Source organism: Prochlorococcus sp. MIT 0604, from assembly GCF_000757845.1.
GTDB lineage: Bacteria > Cyanobacteriota > Cyanobacteriia > PCC-6307 > Cyanobiaceae > Prochlorococcus_A.
The window spans coordinates 1,350,725-1,373,603 of record NZ_CP007753.1 but is presented as its reverse complement, the minus strand read 5'-3'; the positions used below and the strand labels follow the sequence as shown (position 1 = coordinate 1,373,603).

Below are 22,879 nucleotides of genomic sequence, written 5' to 3'. Positions count from 1 at the left end.
AAAGCCTAGTTTAGTTCAAGATCATCGTAAATTTCATTATCTGAACCAGCAAATGCAACCCATAATGGGAATTGAAGTATTGGAATTTCAACAGAGGTTTCTGCTGCATCAATGATAATAAATGGCAATTCTTCATTCGCTTCTAATCTATCAGCTCTCTCGATAACGCCTTCAGGCCTTTCAAAAAGAACAATCCCACTATTAGGTCCAAAGTCATCCCTTGTGAGACCAAGTGAATCTTGAAGAATTCTTCTCCATTCGCCTAATCTTTCAGGCTGCGAAGCTAAAATAAGAGTCTGAAACTGATCTCCATATAATTCTCCAAGAATAGATATTAAACCCGCTGATAACAAGGCATTTTTTTGTCGAGAGCCTCTACTTTCAAGAGAACCTCTTCCGCCCATGTTAAAGAACCAATCATCCATAATTTCTATATCTGATGAATCAAGACTCCGTCTTAATTTCCATGGTTCTGCATAAAAGTCAGGTTGTTCTGTAAAACTTGAAAAGCAACTTTTTATAATCTCTTCATCTGGCTTAAATGTTTCAGAAAGAGCGGGAACATTAACTACATTATTTGTACTATTGTTTTGCTTTTTCTCATCAAGGGGGGAAGGCTTTACGATTATTGGTTGCGAAACTAATTCAAGTTTCTCTACGTTTTGTGAAAGATTCTGCAAAGCTCCAGTTAAGTACTCTTGAAAGCCTTTAACTCTTTTAGCAATATTATCTGACTGTCCTTTGAAATTTGACTCAATATCTTTTTCTATTTCATTTTTTTTTGTTTCTAACTCTTTTATTTCTTTTACTAAATAGTCTTTTTTTGAAACTAGATCTCTAAAAATTTCATTAGAAATTTCATCAAAAGATTTAGTTGATTTATCGTTTTTGGATGTAATTTTTTTATTTTGGGTTGTATTTTTCTTACTAATTTGTTTTGTTTTATCATCTGAAATCGACTTATCTATTATTAATTCCTTTTCAGGATTGTTGTCGGAAATTTCTGTATTGGTCATTTAAATAATTTTGATGATTAAGCAAAGTCTGAATTTTAAGAATTTTTAATTTCCAGGGAGTCAACTTTTTTTATGAGCTCATCTTTTAATTGCTTTGGATTAAATAAAATTGGTAATAAATGAGGACTGGACTTTTCTCTAAAATAAAAAATACCTGGGATTATAGGGAAAAAGAATTTCCATGATATCCAGTTCTTGAATGGAAAAGTTCTTATCTCTTTCCCTAATTGTAAAACGATAAAATCATCATTTGTTATTTTTATTCTTAAGGTGAATGACTGAAGTAATAAAAATAAGCTAAAAGAAGCAAAAACTATTGTTGGCAAAGAACCAATATTCAAAAACAAAAGCATAAAACTTAAAACTATTAGAATGATTGGCAACTGAAATGATGGAGATATTATTACTGGTTCCTCTTTTTTTGATTTAGTGTTAAACATAGGGTCATCCAAATAAAATTTGTGTTAGAAACACATCCATTAAAGATACAGTAACAAGAGTCATTACGACTGCGCCTGTTGTACTTGTTCCAACTTCTTTTGGACCACCTTTAGTTGTAAGTCCATATCCACAAGCAATGATTGAAATAAGTAATCCGAACACTACAGATTTTATTAACATTGAAGTTAAGTCTGTACTGGTTAAACTCACATTACCTGATCTTACGGACGTCCAAAAAACTATTGGAGGAACTTTATAAAAGATTGTGCTCCAAATTTGTCCGCTCCATAAAGCTACAGATAAAAATAAAAGACACTGTATTGGTGACATTATTACCATCGATAGTAACCTTGGGACTACCAAATATTGAACTGGTTCGGTCCTTAACATGGTTATTGCCTCAATTTGTTCTGTGACTTTCATAGTGCCCAGTTGAGCAGCATATGCAGTGGCAACCTTTCCAGTCATTAAAGTAGCAGTTAGAAGAGGAGCCATTTCTCTCGCCATGCCTACTGCTAATAAACCTCCAATTTCACTTGAAACCCCCATGCTTGTAAGTTGTGATGCAACTTGAATATTAAAAACTGTACCTGCGGCAATTCCTGTAATTAATACAATTAACAAACTGCCAGGACCTGACTCCATAAGTTGGTCAAAGAGATCATTTTTGGAAATTTTACCCTTAAAGATAAAATTAATTGCTTGCCCGCCAATGATTAAACTGCTTAGAAGTCTTTTGAAAAAATTAAGGTAATACATATCTTTATATTAGTTTGATATTAATTTCCGATCCCATTTTCTCATAATTAAAAGACCAATTATTACCATTATTGAGGGTATAAAACCAATACATAATCTAATAGTTAATTGTGCTGAGTAGCATTGTTCAATAATGTTTAGACCATCTTTATCAACAAAGCATGATTGATAGCCTGATAAATACAATAAAAATCCTAATAATTGAACACTAAACGCGATACCAATCTTCTGAATAAGTACCATCCAAGCAGTATATAATCCTGCTGGTTTCTCTGGGTCTTCGTCTATTGCATCAGGAAGTAGTGACCAAGGGATAAGAAAAGCGGTTGAAGCTCCAATACCAATAAGACAGATTATAAAAATTAAAAGAATGAACAGAAATATGTTGCTGGCATTTAGGAATAAACTATCTCCAGCTTCTGAAATTTTTGATAATGAAGGTAAAAATAAAGCTGCTGTACATGAAATAATCCACATAATCGCTCCATAGTTTAACGCTGAAATCCTGTTCAATTTATTTGATACTCTGGTCCATATTTGTAAACCCACTAAAGCGCTAATTTGGAAAGGTATGGGGATCCACTTCGCAATATATGTTGGTACGTTCAGTACATCCTCGACATAGATTAACGCTACTGTTTGCATTAATTGTAAGGCGCACCAGAGAAGAATATAGAGCGTAATAACTTTTAGAAATTTTTTATTTCTGAATATTCTTTTGAATTGAAGTGTTATAGCTTCAACTTTTCCTGAAGGCCTTCTTGCTTTTTTTGCGAATGGAGCTAATCCCCAACAAGAAATTAATGTTGCAGCAACTGCAATACATCCGCTTATTTTACCCATTAAAAAATATTCATTATTTGCTGATCCTTCGGAACCTAATACAACTCCAGCAATTATTAAACCAGTTAGTCCTGCGATTATTGAGCCAGTAAATCTAGATGCGTTTAGTCTTGTTCTTATTGCTGTTTTTTCAGAAATTTCAGTAGAAAGAGCTGCGAAAGGAAGATTAATACATGTATAAGCAGTCATTACAATTATAGAAATTATGGCATAGTAAATAGTCTTGGTTAGCACTGAACCAGTGGGTGTCCACCATATCGCAGCTAAAGAGAAACCAAGGGGAACAGATGCTGCTACCATCCAAGGGATTCTTGGCCCCCATCTTGATTTAGTACGATCACTTAACCATCCAATTAACGGATCATTTACTGCATCCCATATCTTTATTAACATTAATAATGATCCTGCAATTATTACTGGTAAACCAGCAGAAATAAAGAATTTGAAAAGAAAAAAACCAAATTGTGTCGCTACTAAACCTGTGCCTGCATCTCCTAGCCCATAAGAGAACATTAATCTTGTTGTTGATCTAGAAATATTTTTTTTCGAGTGTGAATTTTCCAATCTTTTTACTTTGTTTATTGTTTGATAATGTATTATTGCAATGGTAATTCTATTACTTAATGCGGGCGTGGTTTAGTGGTAAAACCTCAGCCTTCCAAGCTGAAGATGCGGGTTCGATTCCCGCCGCCCGCTTTTAGAATAAATTATTTTTTGCCCCAAATACTTCTTCTGAAATGATTAGTAAAGAGCTTCTACTCTTTATTGAAACCGATTTTTCATTAATAGTTAAGGGTTCAAAAATCTCAGACATGCTAGTGTCGATAACTTTTAACCAATTATATTTACATTTCGGCAAGGGGAAATCGATACTTTTTGAATATGCATTTAAACCTATCCAAACCAGAGGACTAGTATTGTCTTTGTTAATGCTAAAGGCAACTGTGTGAGACCAACTACTCCAATCGGGGCTATCTAACTTTGTTCCATGCCAATGATATGTTGGAATATTTTCATTGGTTTGATTATTAGGGAAGAATGATGGATTAAAAATGTTTATAAGTTTTTTTCGGATTTTTATAACGTATTTAAAATAATCTAATAATTCCAAATCTTGTTGACCATGTTCCCAATTCATCCAGCCCAATAAATTATTTTGGCACCAAGAATTGTTATTCCCGCCTTGTGATCTTCCTATTTCATCACCCATAAGTATCATTGGAACACCTTTAGAGATAAGTAAACTAAGAACAAGATTTTTTTGTTGTCTTTTTCTTAAATCATTGATTAATAAGTTCGTAGTTGGTCCCTCAGTACCATGATTCCAAGAATTGTTATGGTTATCTCCATCTCTATTTTGTTCTCTATTTGCAAAATTATGTTTTCTATTGAAAGTTACTAAGTCTTTTAAAGTGAATCCATCATGTGAAGTAATAAAATTTATCGACTTTGGGAAAATATTATCTTCTTTATAAATAGATGGAGAACCTTTTATTTTATCGCTCATATTCCAAGCTGTATCTTTATCCCCCTTCCAAAATCTCCTCAAGTCATCTCTAAAATGACCATTCCAAGTGAAAATATTCTTAGATGGGAAATTACCTAATTTATACAAACCGCCACAATCCCATGGCTCACTTATGAACTTGATATCGATAAGTTCTGGTTCACATTCTATATCTTCAAAAATTGGAGGATTATCAAGCGGTGAAAGATTTTCTCCTCTTGATAGGGCAATTCCTAAATCAAATCTAAAACCATCAACTCCTAATTCACTCGCCCAACATTTTAAAGATTCAATTATTAGTTTTCTAACTAATCCTCTGTTTGCTGCAATAGTATTACCACATCCGGAGACGTCCTGATAATTTTTATCTTTTCCAATAAAGTAATAAAGATTTTCATCTATACCTTTCCAAGATATTGCTGGCCCTTTTGAATCACCTTCGCAAGTGTGATTGTATACAACATCTAAGATGACTTCAATGTCTGCTTTATGACATTCCTCTACAAATCTTCTAAATTCCTCTCTATTCTTTTCGGGGGATTCATTCGAAAGATATTCAAAATGCGGAGTAAACCAATTAATTGGACTATATCCCCAAAAATTTTTTAGACCATTTGGGGCATCAGTAGGATCAAAACAAAAAATTGGAAGTAATTCAATTGTTGTAATACCCAGTTCTTTGAGATAAGGAATTTTTTTTAAAAATTTCTTAAAACAACTTTCATCTTTATCAGTTGATTCAGTGAAAGCTTTGATATGGAGTTCATAAATAATTGTTTGTTCCCAAGAATGTTTCGGTCTTGGATAATCCTTAAAATTAAATAATTTTCTATCGCAAACAACACTTTTAAGACAAGAATTAGTATTTTCTTGATTTTTTAATGCATTTTCTCTTTTATAACTTCTCCATCCGGTAATACCCCTTGAACATGGATCAAGTAATACTTTTTTTTCATAGTTATTATTAATCTCATTATTTTTTTGTTTCACTCTAAAAGCATAAATACAACCTTCATCTAGATTTTTTATTTCCGCATGCCAGTATGGACCTGTATTATGAGTCTGATCTAATTTGAATGTGCTTTTTGGGGAAATAGAGTCCTCTTTCTCAAACAATAAGATTTCTACATATTCTGCATTTGTGGCTACTAAGGAAAAATTAATCCCTTGTGAAGTTCGAGAACTCCCTAAAGGAAATGGTTTACCTTTATTGAGATGAATCACTTTTTCTTTATCATTGATTAGTTAAATATTGAGATAATTTATTTAAATTACTGATATTTGAATAATAGATGCAAAATTTAAAAAAAAAACTCAAATTTAAGGCTTCACTAATCAACTTTATTAGATCTTGGAGAGTATTAATTTTCTAATTAATTACAATTTCTTCATCCATCTGCTCAGTGCATAAAACGATTTATAGAGAAAGTTTAATAACGAGAAAACTAGATTTTTCTTGATTTCAAAATACAAATTGTGTTTTTTCATGTGATGAGAAGGAAATATATCTGAAAATTAATAAAACATAATAAATAGCTCAAATTCTTAAATTTACCCCCCCTTTGACATCTTCCCCCTTTGCTAAATCTAGTTAGATTTTTAGTGCTAAATCTAGTGCCACCAATGCTTTTTGCTGTTCTCTAAATGAATAAGCTATTTTTTATAAATGAAAAAGCGCGGTTATAAGAAATAAATAATGTTGCTAAAAATGTCCCTAAAATTTGTATAAAGCTTTGCGCCGCCGGCATTTTCGGTTGCCGTATTTGTATTTGCTCCATATGATGTGAAAGTTCGAGGTTTAAACTCGATTTAAATCTTTTTTTTAACCCCTAGCTTTAATTTAAATTTCAATGAACAAAGCTGATTTAGTAAATCTTGTTGCAGCTCGTACAGAGCTCACAAAAACGGATGTTTCTTTAGTTGTTGATGCAGCTATAGAAACTATTGTTGATTCAGTAGTGGAAGGCAAAAAAGTCTCTTTACTAGGATTTGGTTCTTTTGAACCAAGAGATCGTTCTGCAAGACAGGGTTTAAACCCTAAGACAGGCGAAAAAATAGCAATACCCGCTAAAAGAGTTCCAACATTCTCTGCAGGTAAACTTTTTAAGGATAGAGTTCAAGGGTAATTTTTTTAATCTATTTCTTCCTTTAATAACAAGGTGCTCTTTTAGGGCATCTTTTTTTTTAAAAATCGCAAAAAGATGTAATTAGCTCAATGCTCAATACTCTTAACGAGCTATCCAAAATTTTAAAATCTTAAGAAGTAATGAAATGTTTAACTATTTTATTCCTTAAATTTTTGTTGTTATCTAATTTTGTTATGGCTGAAACAATACCAACAAAGTCTAAGATTTTAAAACAATCTAGTGATTGTTTTAAAGATTCTCGAACCCAAATATGTAAAGAATTAGTTTCTGAAATAGAAAAACTTCAATTAGTAGTATTTGACCAAAATAGATTCAAATGCCAATCAAGTTTATTGGGGCTGCAAACGGAAATTATTGAAGCTTATTTTTTTAATAATTTCTCAAATGATAGAATTTCATTAATGATCCCATATGTGATTAAAAATTGTTAATTATTAAAATAATTTATTTTTTTGGAATATTATAAATTTGTTATTTAATTTGTAATGGTAAAAGGTTTTTCTGATAATGAAGTTAAGAATAATACTGAAAATACTCAAATAAAAGAACAAAAAGGCTTAGCTGGTTTTCTTAAAGGCAAGAAATTTACTTATACTTTGCCAGGCAAAAAACAAATAAATATTTTTGGATCAATAGTAATAGGCTTAAATATCATTTTAGTATTGCTAGTCATCCTGTATTTAAAGAATCAAGAATTCCATGACTTTGTATTTAATGTTGGACGTTAGCTATATTTTTAGATCGAAAGATTTTATTAGATGATATATTTAAATTTTAGAATATCTTATGAAGGTAGTAAATTTAGTTTCTCAAGTATTTTTTTTGTTGATAACAGTTCTATTTTTGATATATTTTCTAACAGGTTATGACTCTGCTTTCGAGGCAGACCAAATTTGTCATTCATATCTTTCAAGTTACGATAACCCATCGGGAAATTATGGTTGTGACCATGATACTGAGACTCATCAGTGGATACTTTACGAGTCCAATGAAAGTAAAGAACCAGCAAAAATTATTAAGAAATTTAGGTACAAGTTTTTATAAATCAATTTTCTTATAAAAAAACTTTGCAGATATAATAGAAATAACAGCTGTAATTGTGAAAGTAAGATATTGATATATGCTTCCTTCTAAGTAAATTTTATTTTTATATAGAGGAAAATCTACTAAAGATCCTATAGTACCCCAAATAATTACCCAAACAGATATGTATAAGAATACTTTTATTGGATTAGATTTTTTTGCTTGCATTTTTAATTAATACCAAAAATTGAAGAAGTTACAGGTCTGCCGCTAAAAACTAACTCGGTTAATATGAGCATTAAGAATCCGATCATTGCTGCTCTACCATTTACAAGTTCAGCACTGCTATTAAATCCAAAAACATTCTTTACTTCATCTCCTTGATTGTCTACCCATTTTGAGTATTCATTATCAGTTGATGATGCATCAGTAAAATCATCATTTTGATTTTCTATTGAAGAGCCGTTTTCTTTCATAGAGTTTTTATAACTTATTCTAGTAATTTTAAAACTAGTTTATTATTCAATTAAAGTTGAAATTATAAAAAAAATTAAGACAAAAATTATTATCCATAATAATTGTAATCTCAAAATTAATTGACAAATTAATTTAATTTTCTCTCCAGTGCAATTATCTCCATTCGCATTGATCTTTGGCTTTTTAATAATCTCATTTTTATATTTACTTTTTCCACCCAATGTTATTCCAGAAATATAAGCAAATATAGCTTCTGAAATCCCAGCATTAGGCGAATCATATTTTTTACCATCAAGATAGCTTTTTTTTATGATTGATCCATACTCATTAATTTTGGGACTAACTAAAGGTAATGTAATTAAAACTAATCTTGAAGGAACAAACGTAAAAATATCTTCGATTTTTGCACTGAAAAAACCTAAATATTTAAAATAATCATATCTGTAACCTATCATTGAATCTAAAGTACTTATGGCTTTATAAGAAAAACCAAGTGATAAAGGCCCTGGCAGAAAAATTGAAAATTTCATAAAAAAAATTCCAATAAAAATCCAAAATAATGGCCCAAATATTCCATCAACAGAATTCTCGGCAAGACTCTCTGTACTTGATCTCAAAAGATGTTCTAAAGAAGATGAACTTACATCCCTACTAACTATCCTTTGTACCTTCTCTTTGATTATTCTCTTATTTTGGTCATTAATCTCTTCGCGTTCTATTAGCTCTGCAATCTCTTTCACACTTGAAATAAGTCCCTTAGTAGCAATACAACTTGAAAGTCCAAAAAAAATTAGCAATCCACCAAAAAAATTATTACTTGATTGTACATAACTGAGTTCTATCGATTTACCTAAACCAAAACTCATTCCTATGGTGGATATAGCTACTATTAAGCCTCCCCAAAACAATATATTTTTATTTTCCCCAAAATTATTTATGAGGTAATCAGATATTTTTTTTATGTAAAAGCCAATTACTTGAACAGGGTGGATTAAGAATCTTGGATCTCCAATTAATAAATCAAAACCAATCGATCCAAGGAATATTAAAAATAAATTTATTTCAGCCAACTGAACATCGAGCGCAAACCTTTACCTACTTTCTCAATTTCATGTTTTGAGTTCTCTTCTCTTAATTTTGTCATTAAGGGTTTGTTTTTATCGCATTCTTCCACAAAATTCTTAGCGAAAGTTCCATCTTGAATATCTTTTAGAATTTTCTGCATTTCTTTTTTTGTATCACTATTTATTAGTCTTTTACCACTTACATAATCTCCATATTCTGCAGTATTTGAAATGGAATCTCTCATTTGAGATAAGCCTCCCTTCACCATTAAATCAACGATAAGTTTAACTTCATGTAAGCATTCGAAGTAAGCCAGTTCAGGTTGATATCCTGCCTCTACAAGAGTTTCGAAGCCTGATTTGACGAGTTCTGATAATCCTCCGCACAAGACAGCTTGTTCGCCAAATAAGTCAGTTTCTGTTTCTTCTTTGAAGTTTGTTTCAAGAATTCCTGCTCTCGTTCCGCCAATCCCTTTAGCGTAAGCCATAGCCAATGATCTTGCACTCCCAGAAGAATCTTGCTCTACTGCAAACAATGCTGGAACTCCTTGACCATTCTGATATTCCCAACGAACAGTGTGTCCGGGTCCTTTTGGGGCAATCATTACAACATCTACAAAACTAGGAGGTTTGATAAGTCCGAATCTTATATTGAAGCCATGAGCAAAACTTAATATCTTTCCTTCTTTTAAGTTTGGTTCTATTTCTTTAAGATAAACATCTTTCTGAAACTCATCTGGAAGGAGAATCATAATCCAGTCTGCTTTTTCGCAAGCTTCAGAAACACTGAAAACTTCTAGACCATCGCTAATAGCTTTGCTTTCAGACTTACTTCCTTTATATAATCCTACAATCACATCCATACCACTATCTTTGAGATTTAGGGCATGTGCATGTCCTTGTGAACCATATCCAATAATTGCTATTGTTTTATTATTTAAAAGACTTAGATCTGCATCTGTGTCGTAAAAGAGTTGGGTCATTAGTTGTAGCTTCTTTGCATTTGATAGTTAATATTTTAGACATTAAAGGTGTAAATTAACCAAAAAATTATTAATTTAAAATTGAAATTTAAAATATTTATTTAGAAAATTTAAGGTTGATTTGCTTCGCTTGGATGGGTGATTACTCTATCTATTAAGCCATAGTTTTTTGCCTCTTCCGCACTTAGAAAATAATCTCTATCAGTATCCTTTTCAATTTTCTTAAATGATTGGCCTGTCATATCTGCCATAGACATATTTAACATATCTTTAATTCTTAAAATTTCTTTAGCTTCAATTTCAATATCGCTTGCTTGTCGTTGAGATGTTCCACCTAGGGGTTGATGAATCATTATTCTACTGTGTGGTAAAGCAACTCTTTTACCTTTTGTGCCAGCGGCCAAAAGGAACGCTCCCATGGAGGCTGCAAGCCCTACGCAGATTGTCACCACGTCACTTTTTACATATTTAATAGTATCGTAAATAGCCAATCCAGCAGTTACTGATCCTCCTGGACTATTTATATATAAGTAGATAGGTTTGGAGTTGTCATCTGAATCAAGATAAAGCATTTGTGCAACTAGGCTATTAGCAATACCATCATTAACTTCTTGTCCCAGAAAAAGAATTCTTTCTACACCTAGTCTTGTATATATGTCAACCCATCTTTCATATTGACTTCCGGGAAGTCTGTAAGGCACGCTTGGAGTTCCTATTGGCATGATTTTAAAGTAGTTGTTTGTGTGAGTTAAATTTTATTTGGTAAATCTTTTTGGCTATTTAGTATTCTATCTATAACTCCATAATCGAGAGCTTCTTGTGGGTTAAGATAGCTCATCCTATCAGAGTCTTTAGAGAGTTCTTCTATAGTTTTCCCAGTATTACGAGAGAGAATCTCAAGCATTGATTTTTTATTTTTCAAGACTTCCTCAGCTCTTATTTGGATATCAGTTGCTTGACCTCTTGCTCCGCTTATAGGTTGATGTAAAACAATAGAGGCGTGCGGCAGAGCAGCTCTTTGCCCTTTAGTACCAGAAGAAAGAATAACTGCAGCTGTACCCATAGCTTGTCCAATACAGATTGTATGTACTGGGGGCTTAATGTAGCTTATGGTATCGCAAATAGCGAAAGCTTCTGTTTCGAACCCAACTGCGTCACCAGTATACCAACTTGTCCCAGTTGAATTTATATAGAAATAGATTGGTTTTTCTGGATCTTCAAACTCTAGATAAAGAAGTTGAGCAATTATTAGCTCAGTAACATCCATTCCTAATTGTCTTTTTGCATCATCATCAGAAAATAATGGTAAACCAAGATAGACAATTCTCTCTTTAAGTAAAAGAGAGGGAAGATCAGGGGGAGGAGTCCTCATAACGGTATTTTCGCCGTAATAAGGAGCAGATACAGTCATTTGTATCACCGAATTAAGATTGAACTGATTCTAGCTAGATTTAGCCCTGTGTCGCTGGTGATTTAAAAGATTTGTTCGACTCGGGATTATTTATAAGTTTCCCAAAGACCATTCTTCCGGTGGGAGTTTGTAATGCTCCTGTGATAATAATATCTAATCTGCTTCCTACAAAATTCTTTGCCTCATCAATAACAACCATTGTTCCGTCGTCTAAATATCCAATACCTTGCATTTTTTCTTTGCCTTCTCTCACGATTTTAATATTAAGTGATTCTCCTGGTTGTACTTCTGGCCTTAAAGCAATAACCAAATCACTCAAATTCATAACTTTTAATTCTTTAACTTCAGCAATCTGAGAAAGATTATAATCAGCCGTAATTAAAGTTCCTGTCATATCTTCAGTAATTTTCAAGAGTTTTTCATCTACCCCATTGCCTTCATACTTTGTTGGGTTTATTACAAGTCTTCTTCCATATAAATCTCTTAATTCTTTTAATAACTTGAGACCTCTTCTGCCTTTCGACCTTTTTTCATTACTGCTTGAGTCAGCTAAAGTTTGTAATTCGTCAATTACACTTTGAGCAACAATTAATTGCCCTTCCAATAAACCGCAACTTAATAGGCCATTGATTCTTCCATCAATAATCACGCTAGTATCTAGAATTTTTGGACTTGCGGCAGGAAGGATTCCTTCATTGACTAGATAAGCATCAGTATTATTTGGATTAAATAATCTCAATAATGTCCTTCCATGGGTATCTGCTAACTTATAACCAAGCGCGCCAAAGAAAATGTTGCTTAATATAGCAGCTAAGGGTTTTGCGAAAAAAACCTCTCTAGGGAAGGGGATTAATAGTATTGGAGCAAGTAGGAGATTCGCAACTAGTAATCCCAAAATTAATCCAACCGACCTACTTATTAGTAAGTCTGTAGGCATGGTTCTTATTTGATCAAGAAACGTCTTTCTAAGTTGAAGGAATACAAAACCAGCCGCTAATCCTACAAAAAAACCTATTATTGCTAAAACAATTCTAAAACCTTCTACATTAGAAACCTGTTTAAGTACGTCTACTGGCAATAAATCAACACCAAGCCATCCTGAAGCAGCCCCAGACAATACAAATAAAATTAATACTAAGATATCTGTCATATCTATAATCTACTAGGATTTATTAATTGAGTAAATAAGGATTTAATTTTTTTCGATCCTTAAAACTTTTTTTGGAGCTTAAAATGAATTTAGATTATGAATAAGTTTCCAAGAAGTGCTTATGTGCACATTCCTTTTTGCCACAGAAGATGCTTTTATTGTGATTTTGCAGTTATTCCATTAGGAAACAAGGTTGAAACTACACAAGGTTATGGAAGTAAAACTGTTAAAGAGTATTTGCACTTTTTATATAAAGAAATATTGTCAATTAAGCATAAATCACCCCTATCGACAATTTATGTAGGAGGTGGTACTCCATCTATTTTGGATCCTATCCAGATAAAAGAATTAATTGATCTTTTTAGAGAAAATTACGGAATTGACTATGGTGCTGAAATTACTATGGAGGTTGACCCAGCTAGCTTTAATAATGATGATCTTTCTGGATTTATAAATGCTGGGATAAATAGATTTAGTCTTGGAGTACAAAGTTTTAATAATCAGATACTTCAAAAGTCGGGAAGGCGACATTTGAAAGAAGATGCTGAAAAATCTTGTTTATGGTTGAAAAGAGAATATGAAGCTGGGGCAATAAAAAGCTGGAGCTTAGATTTAATTCAAAACTTACCACTTAGTGGATATAAAGAATGGCAAGATGACTTGAAAAAAGCTATGACATTTTCACCGCCACATATATCTATCTACGATTTAAATATTGAAAATGGCACTGTTTTTAACAAATTAGTTAATTTAGGAAAATTAAAACTTCCAAGTGATGAAGAAGCTTTTAGAAATAGTGAATCAACTCATTTAATTTTAAAAAACTTAGGTTATGCAAGATATGAAATCTCAAACTATTGCCTCCCGCGGCATCAATCGAGACATAATAGAGTTTATTGGAGTGGTTCAGGCTGGTGGAGTTTTGGTCAAGGTTCCACTAGTTCACCTTGGGGGGAAAAGTTAACTAGACCAAGAGTTAGTAAAGCATATAAAGATTGGGTAATTAGACAATGCGAACTTAATTTAGATTCATCCCTAAACAATAAGGATTTTTTTTACAAAGAACTTGATGAGAAAATAATGTTGAGATTAAGACTCAGAGAGGGTGTAGATCTCAAAGAAGTGTTTAAAGAACAAAACTGGGAAATCAAAAAATTTGAAAGCAATTTTAATAAATTGCTTGAAGAATGGGAAAGATTTCTTGAAAGTGGCTTATTAGTCAGAAAGGGGAATAGATTCTTTCTAAGTGAGCCTAAAGGAATGGAATTAAGTAATCAAGTTCTTATTTCTATGTTTAAGTGGTGGGACAAAATTAATTAAGTCTTTCAGAATCTACCCATTCTTTTAGTTTATCCTTAAATATTTTCTTCCCTTGAATAATCGGTTGGCAAAATGGTGGTTGATCATCGTTGAGGCCTAACAAATCTGCAGTTACTCTTACTTGCCCATCGCAATAATTTCCTGCACCGATACCAATTATGGGAATTGATAAAGAATTTTGTATTTCTTTTGCAAGCAAATCAGGAATATGTTCAAGAACTATTGAAAAACATCCTAATTTTTCAAGAATTGAAGCCTCTTTCTTTATTTTTTCTTGGCTTTCTAAGCTTTCTCCTTGTTTCTTTAATCCAATATTTAAATAGCTTTGTGGTGTAAGACCTATATGACCCATAACAGGGATTCCCATTCTTATCAATCTAGAAATAACTTTTTGTATTTCTGGTTCAGCTCCTTCTACCTTTACAGCTTTTGCATAAGTGCTCTGAATGATTTTCCCTGCATACTCAACTGCCTTATCCTCTCCACATTGGTAAGTCAGAAAAGGCATATCTGAAACGACCAAAGGTTGATCTTCAATTTTCTTTTTAAATCCTCTTGAAACAGCGTTAGTATGATAAATTATGTTTTCTAGAGTTAATGGTAATGTCGATTTATATCCTAAGCAGACCATTGCTAAGGAATCTCCCACTAGGACGAGATCAACATTGGCTTGTTCTGCAATAGATCCTGATATAGAGTCCCATGCAGTTAATGCAATTATTTTTTGAGATTTTTCTTTATATTTAACGAGGTCTGAAGGTAACATAATTATTTCAGTATCTTTTTTAATCAAGAATTGCTAAAATGTTTCTGACTCGGCCTTTCGCGGTTTTAACGCCTAAACCTGGTCAGGACCGGAAGGTAGCAGCCACAAGGGATGCTTGAGGCAGGCGAGATAACCGAGTCACTTTATTTTACCTTTTAATCTATATCTTTTTTATTTTGCCTTAATCTCAAAAACTCAGGGATACTAGCTCCTGATTCTTTATTGTCGGAAAAATTATATAAGGTTTGATTTGATAATCTATTTTTAATTCTTTGTTGATTTAAAGGTTGATTTGTTTCAAAACCAGTGGCAATAACAGTAACTTGTATCTCACCTTCCATTGATTGGTTAACAGCTTGACCAACGATTATATTTGCATCCTTGTCTACGACATCACTAATAACTTCACCAACTGCAGTCACATCGTCAAGAGTCATATCTATTCCTCCAGTTATATTTACAAGACAACCTTTTGCTCCATCAATTCTCCCTGCTTCTAATAACGGACTATTAATCGCAGCTTGAGCTGCCTCCATAGCCCTAGATCGACCAGATCCAATCCCCATTCCAAGAAGTGCTGTACCAGCTTCTGTCATAACTGATCTGACATCAGCAAAGTCAAGATTAACTTCGCCAGGGCGTGTGATTACTTCACTTATACCTTGAACTCCCATTCTTAAAACATCATCAGCATTCCTGAATGCTTCTTGAATAGAGGCACCTGCAGAAACTTCTTTTAAACGATCATTTGGGATCACAATAAGAGTATCAACATTTTCTACTAATCTCGCAATCCCTTCTTCTGCTTGACGCATTCTTCTTTTTCCTTCAAAAGAAAAAGGTTTAGTTACTATGCCAATAGTTAATGCACCGCTTTGCTTTGCTATTTCAGCAACAACTGGAGCTGCTCCTGTGCCGGTACCTCCACCCATTCCTGCAGCTATAAATACCAAGTCAGATCCCTCTAGTGATTGTTGAAGCTCCTCTCTAGATTCTTCCGCGGCCTTTTGACCAATACTTGGGTTACCTCCCGCTCCAAGCCCTCTTGTTAAGTTCTGACCCAATTGCACCCTTCGCTCTGCTGAAGATTGTAATAATGCTTGTGCATCTGTATTGAGAACTCGAAATGATACTCCTTCTAGATCACTATCAATCATTCTGTTTATAGCATTACTTCCACCACCACCAACGCCAATAACTTCTATTTTGGCGTTTTGGCTTGGAAGAATTTCTCTCGATTGATCAAAGTTTGGATTGTTACCGAAGCTCATCTCTTAATAAGGATCTAATACTAGTATTGGGTGCATTATGAACTTACTGAGCTCATCTGTAGGCATTTGTTGAGGAAAATCCTAAAAATATTTATTTATTAAATATTTTGTTTTGAATGCAAAACCCATATCAACACTACAATAATTAAAAAAAATTACTCAAAATCCTTTTTTGAATATTAGGGTTTGAACACTTTTATTTTTGGTTTATCTGGATTAGTAAGATCAATATTATCTATTTTTTTTGAAAATTTATTTTTCTTAAATTCATTTTTTAGATTATTCATGATTTGTAATTGATAGTTGATTAAATTTGGCTTAAATCCTAAGAATATTGTTTTTAAATCTTTTTCCTCAACAGTTAGAAACCCATCGGATGAGAAAGTTATTTTAACTATCTCTAATTCATAATTTTCTATAGCGATAAAAATTTCAGATAACATTTTTTTAAATTTTTCTTTCCATCCAAAAACTTCCATAGTTAAGTTTTTCAAAGTTTTTTCGTCTGCATTTTGTTTGTCAATAAAAATTCCCTCTTTATCAATAAAGCCAGATATTTTTTCGCCGTTTGATATTCTCTCACCGTAAGCTATTGGAATTCTTGAATCAATATGAACTTTCAAACCAAAAGGAAATAATTCTCTATTTACTGAAACATTCTTAAGAGATAAATTTTGTTTTAATTCTTTTTCTAACAAATTAGTTTCAACAAAAATTAGTCGGCTCGGAAAATCTAAAGATGAATTTTTTACTACATCATTCTGCGAAAATAATTTACTACCAGAAATCCTAATGTCGTGAGCATTAACTTTTTTGAAAGTTTTTATGCTTAATAAGCTTGTTAAAAATAAAAATGAAATTAGAAAAAAAAAGCTTCTATTTTTGATTACTTTTTTATTATTCACAAATCACATCGAGCTTTTTCCATAAGTTGGCACATCCATTTTCTCGCTAGCTCTGCATCTGAAAATGGTACATCCATCTCTTTACCATCCCCTACTAATCTCAATCTGCACTTACCCTGAGATTCACTGGTTAAAGGAGCTTCTCCTGAAGTTAGTGCCATTAATTCAACTAATTCCAGTTTCTTTATTGTAAAACAGTCTTTTTCTTCAAATTTACCAGCTTCAAATGCGCTCCACTTTAACTCCCCATCTTTTAAGGACGCTGCACCTGAACTATCTAACTTGCATAGTTCAGAATCACTCGCCCAACTTCTAAAAAGATTTTGCCTTCTTCTTTCTAACCATCCTAGTGCAGTTAATAAAATGAAGATTATAAGTAACGGTAACCAAAGTAATCCATGCAACATTTGATTTAAATTACAAATCTAAAGATATATCTACTAGTTTAGCCACAAGTTGTTCAATTTTTAAACCTGAAGCTTCCCAAAGAATTGGAAACATACTGTTTTTTGTAAAACCAGGAATTGTATTTATTTCATTTAGCAAAATTTTATTTGAAGATTTTTCTAAAAAGAAATCTACTCTTGCAAAACCGAAAATATTTAGTGCTCTACAACTTTTAATAGCAATTTCTTTAATTTCTTTTGCAATTTTAGAATCTATTTCGGCTGGGATAGTTATTTTATTATTGGAGTAATATTTTGAATCATAATCATACCAATCACTTTCGTACTTTACTTCGCCTATCTCTGATGTTAAGAGTTTTGAATTGCCAATTATTCCGCATTCAATCTCCCTTACTCCTAAACCTTCCTCTATTAAAATTCTTGGATCTATTTCCCAGGCTTTTATTAAGGCTTGTGATATTTCTGATTCATTTATTACTTTTGAGATGCCAAGAGATGATCCAGAGTTAGATGGTTTAACAAAAATAGGAAAATTAAATTTATTTAAAATCTCTCTAGTTAATTTATTTTTTACTTCATTATCATTTAGATCTTCATTTTGAACAGCTAGATAATTAACTTGTGGAAGTTTAAGATTAGAGAAAATTGATTTCATCATTATTTTATCCATTCCTAAAGCAGAGCCTAAAATTCCACATCCGACTAAGGGTTTTTTTGTAAATCTCAGTAAGCCATGAATTGATCCGTCTTCTCCATTAAATCCATGTAAAAGAGGAAACCAAACATCAACATTTTGAAATTCAATTCCGTCAAGGAAGTTAATTTTTTCTTGATTAAAAATTTCTTGTTTTTTTATTTTATTGTTTTCAATTTCACCAATTAGGATTTTTTCTGAACTATCACTATCAAGCCAATCTCCATATTTGTTTATGTAAAAGGCTTTAACTTTAAAGCGTTCTTTGTTTATTTCTGAATTAAATGCTTGATAAACTGTTTTCGCAGAGGATATTGATACTTCATGTTCATTGGAATTTCCGCCAAATATTAACCCAATACATTTTTTCTTACCCCTGATCATTTAGAAAAAAAGTCATAAATAAAGTTCGCCTGTTAAAGAAAAAGGTCTTGCTTTATTTATTCTGACATCTATCTCATCACCTAATGAAAAAGTAAAGTCAATGTTCTTGGGAATCTCTACGAAAGTTAATCTATTTGTTCTGGTTCTGCCCATAATTTGCGAGGAATTTTTTGGATTTAAACCCTCAATTAAAACGCTTTCAATATTATTGATATATCTTTGATTTCTACTCCTAGCAGTTTTCTCTACCAAATCATTAATTTCCTGTAATCTAGCTTTTTTTACTTCTTCCGAAAGTTGATTTGACCAAACTGCTGCAGGAGTGTTTGGTCTTGGAGAGTATGCTGCTGTATTCACTTGATCAAAGCCAATTTCTGATATTAGCTTTAATGTATCTAGATATTGTTGTTCGGTTTCTCCTGGGAAAGCAACTATTGCGTCAGCTGTGATTGATGCATCTGGCATTAATGATCTTATATTCTCGATAATCTTTTTATACTTTTTAACAGTGTATCCTCTGGACATTTGCTTTAAAATTTCATCATTTCCACTTTGGAAGGGAATATGGAAATGTTCACAGACTTTATCAAGTTCAAAACAAGCCTGTATCAACCTTTTTGAAAAATATCTTGGATGACTAGTAGCAAATCTTATTCTGCTAATTCCTTTAACATCATGAATATAATATAAAAGATCAGTTAGGGTATTCTCTTTTCTCCCCTCTTTTGTAGTTCCTGGAAGGTCTCTACCATAAGCATCAATGTTCTGACCTAAAAGAGTAATTTCTTTAAAATTATCATCAGCTAATTTTTGGATCTCACTTTTAATTGCATTTGGATATCTTGATTGCTCTTTCCCTCTTACTGAAGGGACTACACAATATGAACATCTTTCATTACATCCATAAATGATATTTACCCAGCCACAAATAGAACTTTCTCTTCTTGCACTTGTAATATCTTCAGAAATGAATGTTTCTTCTGTTGCAGCAACTTGATTTCCTAAATCAACTTTACCCAAAAGATTCTCAAGATTATTTACATGTTGAGGCCCCATGACCAGATCAAGTTCTGGGACTCTTCTCAGTAAGGACTCTCCCTCTTGCTGAGCAAGGCAACCTGCAACAACAAGTTTTAAACTGGGTGTTTTGTGCTTTCTTTTTGCTTGTCTTCCTAGAAAGCTATAAACTTTTTGCTCAGCATTATCTCTGATTGTGCATGTATTGTATAAGACCAAATCGGCATTTAATTCATTATCTGCTCTGGTATATCCCATTTTCTCTAATGTACCAGCCATTCTCTCAGAATCAGCCTTGTTCATTTGGCATCCAAATGTAGTTATCCAATAACTGCCAGTAGTTGAATTCTTTTGAAAAATTTTTTCGTCTGGTTTTGTTTTTGTTAGCACTTTGCTAGGAATTTTTTATGATTCTTTAATTCAAAATTACAAGTTAAATAATTTTGCTGCAATTTTTTTGAGGGCGAGCGAGGGGATTCGAACCCCCGAATAGCGGCGCCACAAGCCGCTGCCTTAACCACTTGGCGACGCCCGCCTCACATTTATAAATTTAACAACTCAAGGGTAATTTTTCATAGTTATTTTTATCTTTTGGCGAAATTTGAATTATTTTCTAATTCAGTAAAGTTTTCTTATGATTTAAAATAAAAGAAAATTTAAAAAATTGAGTAATTCTGGCACAGCTGAGGTTCTTATTCCCAGAAGCCTTTGTTTAATAGAAGATATAGACAACCTCATTATTGATGTGGAGGATTTATGTTCAGTTTCCATTAGTTGGGAGGATGGATTTGTTTCTGAATTAAAGCCTTTAGAAAATAAAGTTACTAAACCAAAAAATATTTTATTCCCAAGATTTGTTGAAACGCATTCGCATTTTGATAAATCATTTACATGGGCAGACTTCCCTAATCTTGAATCAAACTATGGTGGAGCATTATCAGTAAATCTTGAAGAACATAAAACTAGAACTTCAGATAAGGTTCTTGAAAGAGTTGAGAAATCATTAAAACTCGCAATACAAAATGGATACCGAGCTATTAGAAGTCATATTGATACATACAAAAGTCAATCTATTGATATTTGGATTGAACTGTTTAAATTACAAAAAAAATTTTCATCTGAGTTGACTTTACAATTCGTTGCTCTAGCTCCATTGGAATTTTGGGATACTTCTAGAGGAGAAGAATTGGCAAAAATATTTTCCTCTAATGGAGGCATTTTAGGAGGTGTTATTGTACCCCCTTTCAATAAAAAAAATACAAGCAAATTTCTTGCAAAGATGCTTCTTCTTGCGAGTAAATATAAATTAGAAATTGATTTGCATATAGATGAGTCAATTATTGAGCCTGGAGCAGGAATAAAAGTTTTATTAGAAACAATGGAAAATTTAAAAATTAATAGTATTCCTATTACTTGTAGTCATTTGAGTAGTCTTATTTCTTTAAGTCATAGAGAGATTTTAAATTTAGGAGAAAAAATGGCTGAGAAAAACATTAAGGTTATTGCTTTACCCCTAACAAATTTTTGGTTGCTCAATCGAAGTAATAAAACTACATCATTAAAAAGACCAGTTGCGCCAATAAAGCAATTACAAAAATCACATGTGGATGTATCTCTGGGTAGTGATAATGTTCAAGACCCTTGGTATCCATTTAGTAATTTTGACCCTTTTTATATGTTGTCTTGCTCGATACCTATGCTTCAACTAAATCCCTGGGAGAGAATGACTATATCATCTATTTTTTTAGCTCCAAGCAGATTATTAAATTTAAAATGGGATGGTTTAATTAAAAAGGGTTGTCCTGCTGACTTTATAATTCTAGATGCACAAAGATGGGCAGATGTTTTTTCGACTACCTTAAAGAGAAAAGTATATATAAAAGGCGATTTATATTGCTAATCGACTAATTTATATATAAAACACAAGAAATTTTATTAATGACATCAAATAGTCTTAAATTTTTAGACAAATTTAGGGAAGTAAAAAACTTAGAGATTATTGAAAGCCAATCCGACGTTAAAAGACTTTCAAAAGATTTTTATAACTACTCTCCAATCCTTACTGAAAGATTAGACGAATGTATCGCTGATTTGGTGGTAAGACCTACTGATCATAATGCTGTGAAGAAAGTAGCAAAAATTTGTTGGGAATTTTCTATCCCTCTTACTTTACGGGGTTCAGGTACAGGCAATTATGGACAAGCTGTTCCATTGTTTAAAGGAGTTGTAATGCAGATGATTCACTTTAATAAGTTAGAAGAATTTGATCCAGATACAGGTTTTGTGAAAGTACAGTCTGGATGTGTCATGGGAGATTTGAATAAACAATTAGAAAAATATGGAAGAGAATTAAGGTTGCTTCCTAGTACCTGGAAAACCGCTACAATTGGAGGCTTTATAGCAGGTGGGTCAGGAGGTATTGGTTCCATTAGGTGGGGATTTTTAAGAGATCCAGGGAATCTTATCGGTTTAGAGGCAGTGACGATGAATGAAAAACCTGATTTATTAAAATTTGATGCTGAAGAATCAGAACCTTTAAATCATGCTTATGGGACTAATGGAATAATTACTTCTTTATTACTTTCTACTGATATCAAACGTAGGTGGTATTCAATAGTTATTGACTGTATTGAATTTGAAAAAACAATAGAAATATTAAAAACTCTTACAAGCGCCGCAATTGATCTGAAACTAGGAGCAATTCTTGAAGAAGAAATTGTAGATCAAATGCCAAAATGGTTTAAAAGTAATTCTAGAAGCCACAAGATATTAATTCAATCTACTCTTGGAGGAACAAAAACAATCGAGTTGATTTGTAAAAAATTCAAAGTTGAATTTACGCTCCTTGGGGAAGAAGAAAAACTCGTTAATGGAATTTCTGAAGTCGTATGGAACCATACAACTCTTCATATGAGGTCTAGGGATAAAAATTGGACTTATTTACAGATGCTTTTGCCACTTAATAATGAGCTAGAGTTAATTAATTTTTTGAGAAAAAAATGGGGTAAAAAAGTTCTTTGGCATTTAGAGGCAGTTTCTCAACAAGGATCACCGCGATTAGCGGCTTTGCCTGTATTAAAATGGAATGGGATAGATGAATTAAATGAAATAATGGAAGATTGTAAAAAACTTGGCGCGTTTATTTTTAATCCCCATGTTTTAACTGTCGAAGGCGGAGGCTTAGGAGTGGTTGACGCAGATCAAGTTAAAACGAAATTAAAATTTGATCCTAAAGGGCTACTAAATCCAGGTAAATTGGCAGGCTGGGAAATAAAGGAACAATTTAATATTTAA

The 22,879-nt window shown here is 32.5% G+C and carries 25 protein-coding genes, 2 tRNA genes and 1 other RNA gene; 9 read left to right on the top strand and 19 right to left on the bottom strand.

Annotated elements, in window-relative coordinates; genetic code table 11:
- Positions 1-5: 5 nt before the first annotated feature.
- Genes EW14_RS07625 through EW14_RS07610 form a run of 4 tightly spaced genes read right to left on the bottom strand, consistent with a single transcriptional unit; the run spans position 6 to position 3,572 of the window.
- On the bottom strand, positions 6-1,016 hold the full coding sequence (locus EW14_RS07625) for a DUF3086 domain-containing protein (protein ID WP_042850877.1): 1,011 nt from the start codon (positions 1,014-1,016) through the stop codon (positions 6-8).
- Between the two features lie 35 nt (positions 1,017-1,051).
- Positions 1,052-1,456 carry a DUF3119 family protein gene (locus EW14_RS07620; protein WP_042851366.1) on the bottom strand — a complete coding sequence of 135 codons (405 nt, stop codon included), beginning with the start codon at positions 1,454-1,456 and terminating at the stop codon, positions 1,052-1,054.
- Positions 1,457-1,460: 4 nt separating this feature from the next.
- Positions 1,461-2,216, bottom strand: a complete 756-nt coding sequence (locus tag EW14_RS07615) for an ABC transporter permease (RefSeq protein WP_042850876.1) — start codon at positions 2,214-2,216, stop codon at positions 1,461-1,463.
- Between the two features lie 9 nt (positions 2,217-2,225).
- A complete protein-coding gene (locus EW14_RS07610; protein WP_042851365.1) occupies positions 2,226-3,572 on the bottom strand; it encodes an MFS transporter in 1,347 nt (448 codons plus the stop codon).
- Between the two features lie 112 nt (positions 3,573-3,684).
- Between EW14_RS07610 and EW14_RS07605 the strand changes: the two genes are divergently transcribed.
- Positions 3,685-3,755 (top strand) — tRNA-Gly (locus EW14_RS07605).
- 1 nt (position 3,756) lies between these two features.
- On the opposite strand, the gene EW14_RS07600 is transcribed toward EW14_RS07605, so the two are convergent.
- Positions 3,757-5,790, bottom strand: coding sequence for a glycogen-debranching protein (locus EW14_RS07600; protein WP_042850875.1), 2,034 nt, complete (start codon positions 5,788-5,790; stop codon positions 3,757-3,759).
- A gap of 626 nt (positions 5,791-6,416) precedes the next feature.
- Here EW14_RS07600 and EW14_RS07595 point away from each other — a divergent pair.
- The 4 genes from EW14_RS07595 to EW14_RS07580 all read left to right on the top strand — a co-directional run bounded on the left by EW14_RS07595 (position 6,417) and on the right by EW14_RS07580 (position 7,757).
- Entirely contained in the window at positions 6,417-6,692 is a 276-nt protein-coding gene (locus EW14_RS07595; RefSeq protein WP_002806330.1) for an HU family DNA-binding protein, read from the top strand.
- Positions 6,693-6,886: 194 nt separating this feature from the next.
- Positions 6,887-7,144 (top strand): hypothetical protein, encoded by a 258-nt coding sequence (locus EW14_RS07590; RefSeq protein WP_225866633.1) that lies wholly within the window; start codon positions 6,887-6,889, stop codon positions 7,142-7,144.
- Between the two features lie 54 nt (positions 7,145-7,198).
- Positions 7,199-7,441 carry a hypothetical protein gene (locus EW14_RS07585; RefSeq protein ID WP_042850873.1) on the top strand — a complete coding sequence of 81 codons (243 nt, stop codon included), beginning with the start codon at positions 7,199-7,201 and terminating at the stop codon, positions 7,439-7,441.
- Between the two features lie 58 nt (positions 7,442-7,499).
- Positions 7,500-7,757: a hypothetical protein gene (locus EW14_RS07580; protein ID WP_042850872.1), complete on the top strand. Its 258-nt coding sequence runs from the start codon at positions 7,500-7,502 to the stop codon at positions 7,755-7,757.
- On the opposite strand, the gene EW14_RS07575 is transcribed toward EW14_RS07580, so the two are convergent.
- From EW14_RS07575 to EW14_RS07545, 7 genes are all read right to left on the bottom strand, one after another.
- Positions 7,752-7,964 (bottom strand): hypothetical protein, encoded by a 213-nt coding sequence (locus EW14_RS07575; RefSeq protein WP_042850871.1) that lies wholly within the window; start codon positions 7,962-7,964, stop codon positions 7,752-7,754. The genes EW14_RS07580 and EW14_RS07575 overlap by 6 nt on opposite strands.
- A 2-nt stretch (positions 7,965-7,966) precedes the next feature.
- Positions 7,967-8,212, bottom strand: a complete 246-nt coding sequence (locus EW14_RS07570; protein WP_042850870.1) for a chlorophyll a/b-binding protein — start codon at positions 8,210-8,212, stop codon at positions 7,967-7,969.
- A 42-nt stretch (positions 8,213-8,254) separates the two neighbouring features.
- The gene (gene cbiB, locus EW14_RS07565; protein WP_042850869.1) at positions 8,255-9,283 is read right to left on the bottom strand and encodes an adenosylcobinamide-phosphate synthase CbiB; all 1,029 of its coding nucleotides are present in this window, start codon (positions 9,281-9,283) and stop codon (positions 8,255-8,257) included.
- Positions 9,271-10,260, bottom strand: coding sequence for a ketol-acid reductoisomerase (gene ilvC / locus EW14_RS07560; RefSeq protein ID WP_042850868.1), 990 nt, complete (start codon positions 10,258-10,260; stop codon positions 9,271-9,273). The genes cbiB and ilvC overlap by 13 nt, the downstream gene beginning before the upstream one ends.
- A 110-nt stretch (positions 10,261-10,370) precedes the next feature.
- Positions 10,371-10,982 carry an ATP-dependent Clp protease proteolytic subunit gene (locus EW14_RS07555; RefSeq protein ID WP_042850867.1) on the bottom strand — a complete coding sequence of 204 codons (612 nt, stop codon included), beginning with the start codon at positions 10,980-10,982 and terminating at the stop codon, positions 10,371-10,373.
- 26 nt (positions 10,983-11,008) lie between these two features.
- Positions 11,009-11,671 (bottom strand): ATP-dependent Clp protease proteolytic subunit, encoded by a 663-nt coding sequence (locus tag EW14_RS07550; protein ID WP_042850866.1) that lies wholly within the window; start codon positions 11,669-11,671, stop codon positions 11,009-11,011.
- 40 nt (positions 11,672-11,711) lie between these two features.
- Positions 11,712-12,821: a PIN/TRAM domain-containing protein gene (locus tag EW14_RS07545; protein WP_042850865.1), complete on the bottom strand. Its 1,110-nt coding sequence runs from the start codon at positions 12,819-12,821 to the stop codon at positions 11,712-11,714.
- A 96-nt stretch (positions 12,822-12,917) separates the two neighbouring features.
- Between EW14_RS07545 and hemW the strand changes: the two genes are divergently transcribed.
- Entirely contained in the window at positions 12,918-14,141 is a 1,224-nt protein-coding gene (gene hemW, locus EW14_RS07540; RefSeq protein WP_042850864.1) for a radical SAM family heme chaperone HemW, read from the top strand.
- On the opposite strand, the gene panB is transcribed toward hemW, so the two are convergent.
- Positions 14,134-14,907, bottom strand: coding sequence for a 3-methyl-2-oxobutanoate hydroxymethyltransferase (panB, locus tag EW14_RS07535; RefSeq protein WP_042851363.1), 774 nt, complete (start codon positions 14,905-14,907; stop codon positions 14,134-14,136). The genes hemW and panB overlap by 8 nt on opposite strands.
- Before the next feature lie 46 nt (positions 14,908-14,953).
- Here panB and ffs point away from each other — a divergent pair.
- Positions 14,954-15,050: signal recognition particle sRNA small type (ffs, locus tag EW14_RS09895), an RNA gene on the top strand.
- 12 nt (positions 15,051-15,062) lie between these two features.
- Here ffs and ftsZ read toward each other — a convergent pair.
- The 6 genes from ftsZ to EW14_RS07505 form a co-directional block, all read right to left on the bottom strand.
- A complete protein-coding gene (ftsZ, locus tag EW14_RS07530; protein ID WP_042850863.1) occupies positions 15,063-16,178 on the bottom strand; it encodes a cell division protein FtsZ in 1,116 nt (371 codons plus the stop codon).
- A 179-nt stretch (positions 16,179-16,357) separates the two neighbouring features.
- A complete protein-coding gene (locus EW14_RS07525) occupies positions 16,358-17,083 on the bottom strand; it encodes a cell division protein FtsQ/DivIB (protein ID WP_042850862.1) in 726 nt (241 codons plus the stop codon).
- The gene (locus EW14_RS07520) at positions 17,080-17,490 is read right to left on the bottom strand and encodes a hypothetical protein (protein WP_042850861.1); all 411 of its coding nucleotides are present in this window, start codon (positions 17,488-17,490) and stop codon (positions 17,080-17,082) included. The genes EW14_RS07525 and EW14_RS07520 overlap by 4 nt, the downstream gene beginning before the upstream one ends.
- Before the next feature lie 10 nt (positions 17,491-17,500).
- A complete protein-coding gene (locus tag EW14_RS07515; RefSeq protein WP_042850860.1) occupies positions 17,501-18,568 on the bottom strand; it encodes a D-alanine--D-alanine ligase family protein in 1,068 nt (355 codons plus the stop codon).
- 12 nt (positions 18,569-18,580) lie between these two features.
- Positions 18,581-19,975 carry a tRNA (N6-isopentenyl adenosine(37)-C2)-methylthiotransferase MiaB gene (gene miaB / locus EW14_RS07510; RefSeq protein ID WP_042850859.1) on the bottom strand — a complete coding sequence of 465 codons (1,395 nt, stop codon included), beginning with the start codon at positions 19,973-19,975 and terminating at the stop codon, positions 18,581-18,583.
- Between the two features lie 72 nt (positions 19,976-20,047).
- Positions 20,048-20,120, bottom strand: a tRNA-His gene (locus EW14_RS07505).
- Between the two features lie 129 nt (positions 20,121-20,249).
- Here EW14_RS07505 and EW14_RS07500 point away from each other — a divergent pair.
- Both EW14_RS07500 and EW14_RS07495 read left to right on the top strand, forming a co-directional pair.
- Positions 20,250-21,485: an amidohydrolase family protein gene (locus tag EW14_RS07500; protein WP_042850858.1), complete on the top strand. Its 1,236-nt coding sequence runs from the start codon at positions 20,250-20,252 to the stop codon at positions 21,483-21,485.
- Positions 21,486-21,523: 38 nt separating this feature from the next.
- Positions 21,524-22,879 carry an FAD-binding oxidoreductase gene (locus EW14_RS07495; protein ID WP_042850857.1) on the top strand — a complete coding sequence of 452 codons (1,356 nt, stop codon included), beginning with the start codon at positions 21,524-21,526 and terminating at the stop codon, positions 22,877-22,879.

Excerpts from the sequence above, each read along its gene's own strand:
- EW14_RS07625 (WP_042850877.1), bottom strand. The coding sequence starts at position 1,016 with ATGACCAATACAGAAATTTCCGACAACAATCCTGAAAAGGAATTAATA.
- EW14_RS07495 (WP_042850857.1), top strand. The coding sequence starts at position 21,524 with ATGACATCAAATAGTCTTAAATTTTTAGACAAATTTAGGGAAGTAAAA.
- EW14_RS07615 (WP_042850876.1), bottom strand. The coding sequence starts at position 2,216 with ATGTATTACCTTAATTTTTTCAAAAGACTTCTAAGCAGTTTAATCATT.
- EW14_RS07515 (WP_042850860.1), bottom strand. The coding sequence starts at position 18,568 with ATGATCAGGGGTAAGAAAAAATGTATTGGGTTAATATTTGGCGGAAAT.
- EW14_RS07545 (WP_042850865.1), bottom strand. The coding sequence starts at position 12,821 with ATGACAGATATCTTAGTATTAATTTTATTTGTATTGTCTGGGGCTGCT.
- EW14_RS07575 (WP_042850871.1), bottom strand. The coding sequence starts at position 7,964 with ATGCAAGCAAAAAAATCTAATCCAATAAAAGTATTCTTATACATATCT.
- EW14_RS07595 (WP_002806330.1), top strand. The coding sequence starts at position 6,417 with ATGAACAAAGCTGATTTAGTAAATCTTGTTGCAGCTCGTACAGAGCTC.
- EW14_RS07585 (WP_042850873.1), top strand. The coding sequence starts at position 7,199 with ATGGTAAAAGGTTTTTCTGATAATGAAGTTAAGAATAATACTGAAAAT.
- ilvC (WP_042850868.1), bottom strand. The coding sequence starts at position 10,260 with ATGACCCAACTCTTTTACGACACAGATGCAGATCTAAGTCTTTTAAAT.
- EW14_RS07610 (WP_042851365.1), bottom strand. The coding sequence starts at position 3,572 with ATGTTCTCTTATGGGCTAGGAGATGCAGGCACAGGTTTAGTAGCGACA.
- EW14_RS07570 (WP_042850870.1), bottom strand. The coding sequence starts at position 8,212 with ATGAAAGAAAACGGCTCTTCAATAGAAAATCAAAATGATGATTTTACT.
- hemW (WP_042850864.1), top strand. The coding sequence starts at position 12,918 with ATGAATAAGTTTCCAAGAAGTGCTTATGTGCACATTCCTTTTTGCCAC.
- ftsZ (WP_042850863.1), bottom strand. The coding sequence starts at position 16,178 with ATGAGCTTCGGTAACAATCCAAACTTTGATCAATCGAGAGAAATTCTT.
- EW14_RS07520 (WP_042850861.1), bottom strand. The coding sequence starts at position 17,490 with ATGTTGCATGGATTACTTTGGTTACCGTTACTTATAATCTTCATTTTA.
- EW14_RS07555 (WP_042850867.1), bottom strand. The coding sequence starts at position 10,982 with ATGCCAATAGGAACTCCAAGCGTGCCTTACAGACTTCCCGGAAGTCAA.
- EW14_RS07580 (WP_042850872.1), top strand. The coding sequence starts at position 7,500 with ATGAAGGTAGTAAATTTAGTTTCTCAAGTATTTTTTTTGTTGATAACA.
- EW14_RS07550 (WP_042850866.1), bottom strand. The coding sequence starts at position 11,671 with ATGACTGTATCTGCTCCTTATTACGGCGAAAATACCGTTATGAGGACT.
- EW14_RS07620 (WP_042851366.1), bottom strand. The coding sequence starts at position 1,456 with ATGTTTAACACTAAATCAAAAAAAGAGGAACCAGTAATAATATCTCCA.
- EW14_RS07590 (WP_225866633.1), top strand. The coding sequence starts at position 6,887 with ATGGCTGAAACAATACCAACAAAGTCTAAGATTTTAAAACAATCTAGT.
- panB (WP_042851363.1), bottom strand. The coding sequence starts at position 14,907 with ATGTTACCTTCAGACCTCGTTAAATATAAAGAAAAATCTCAAAAAATA.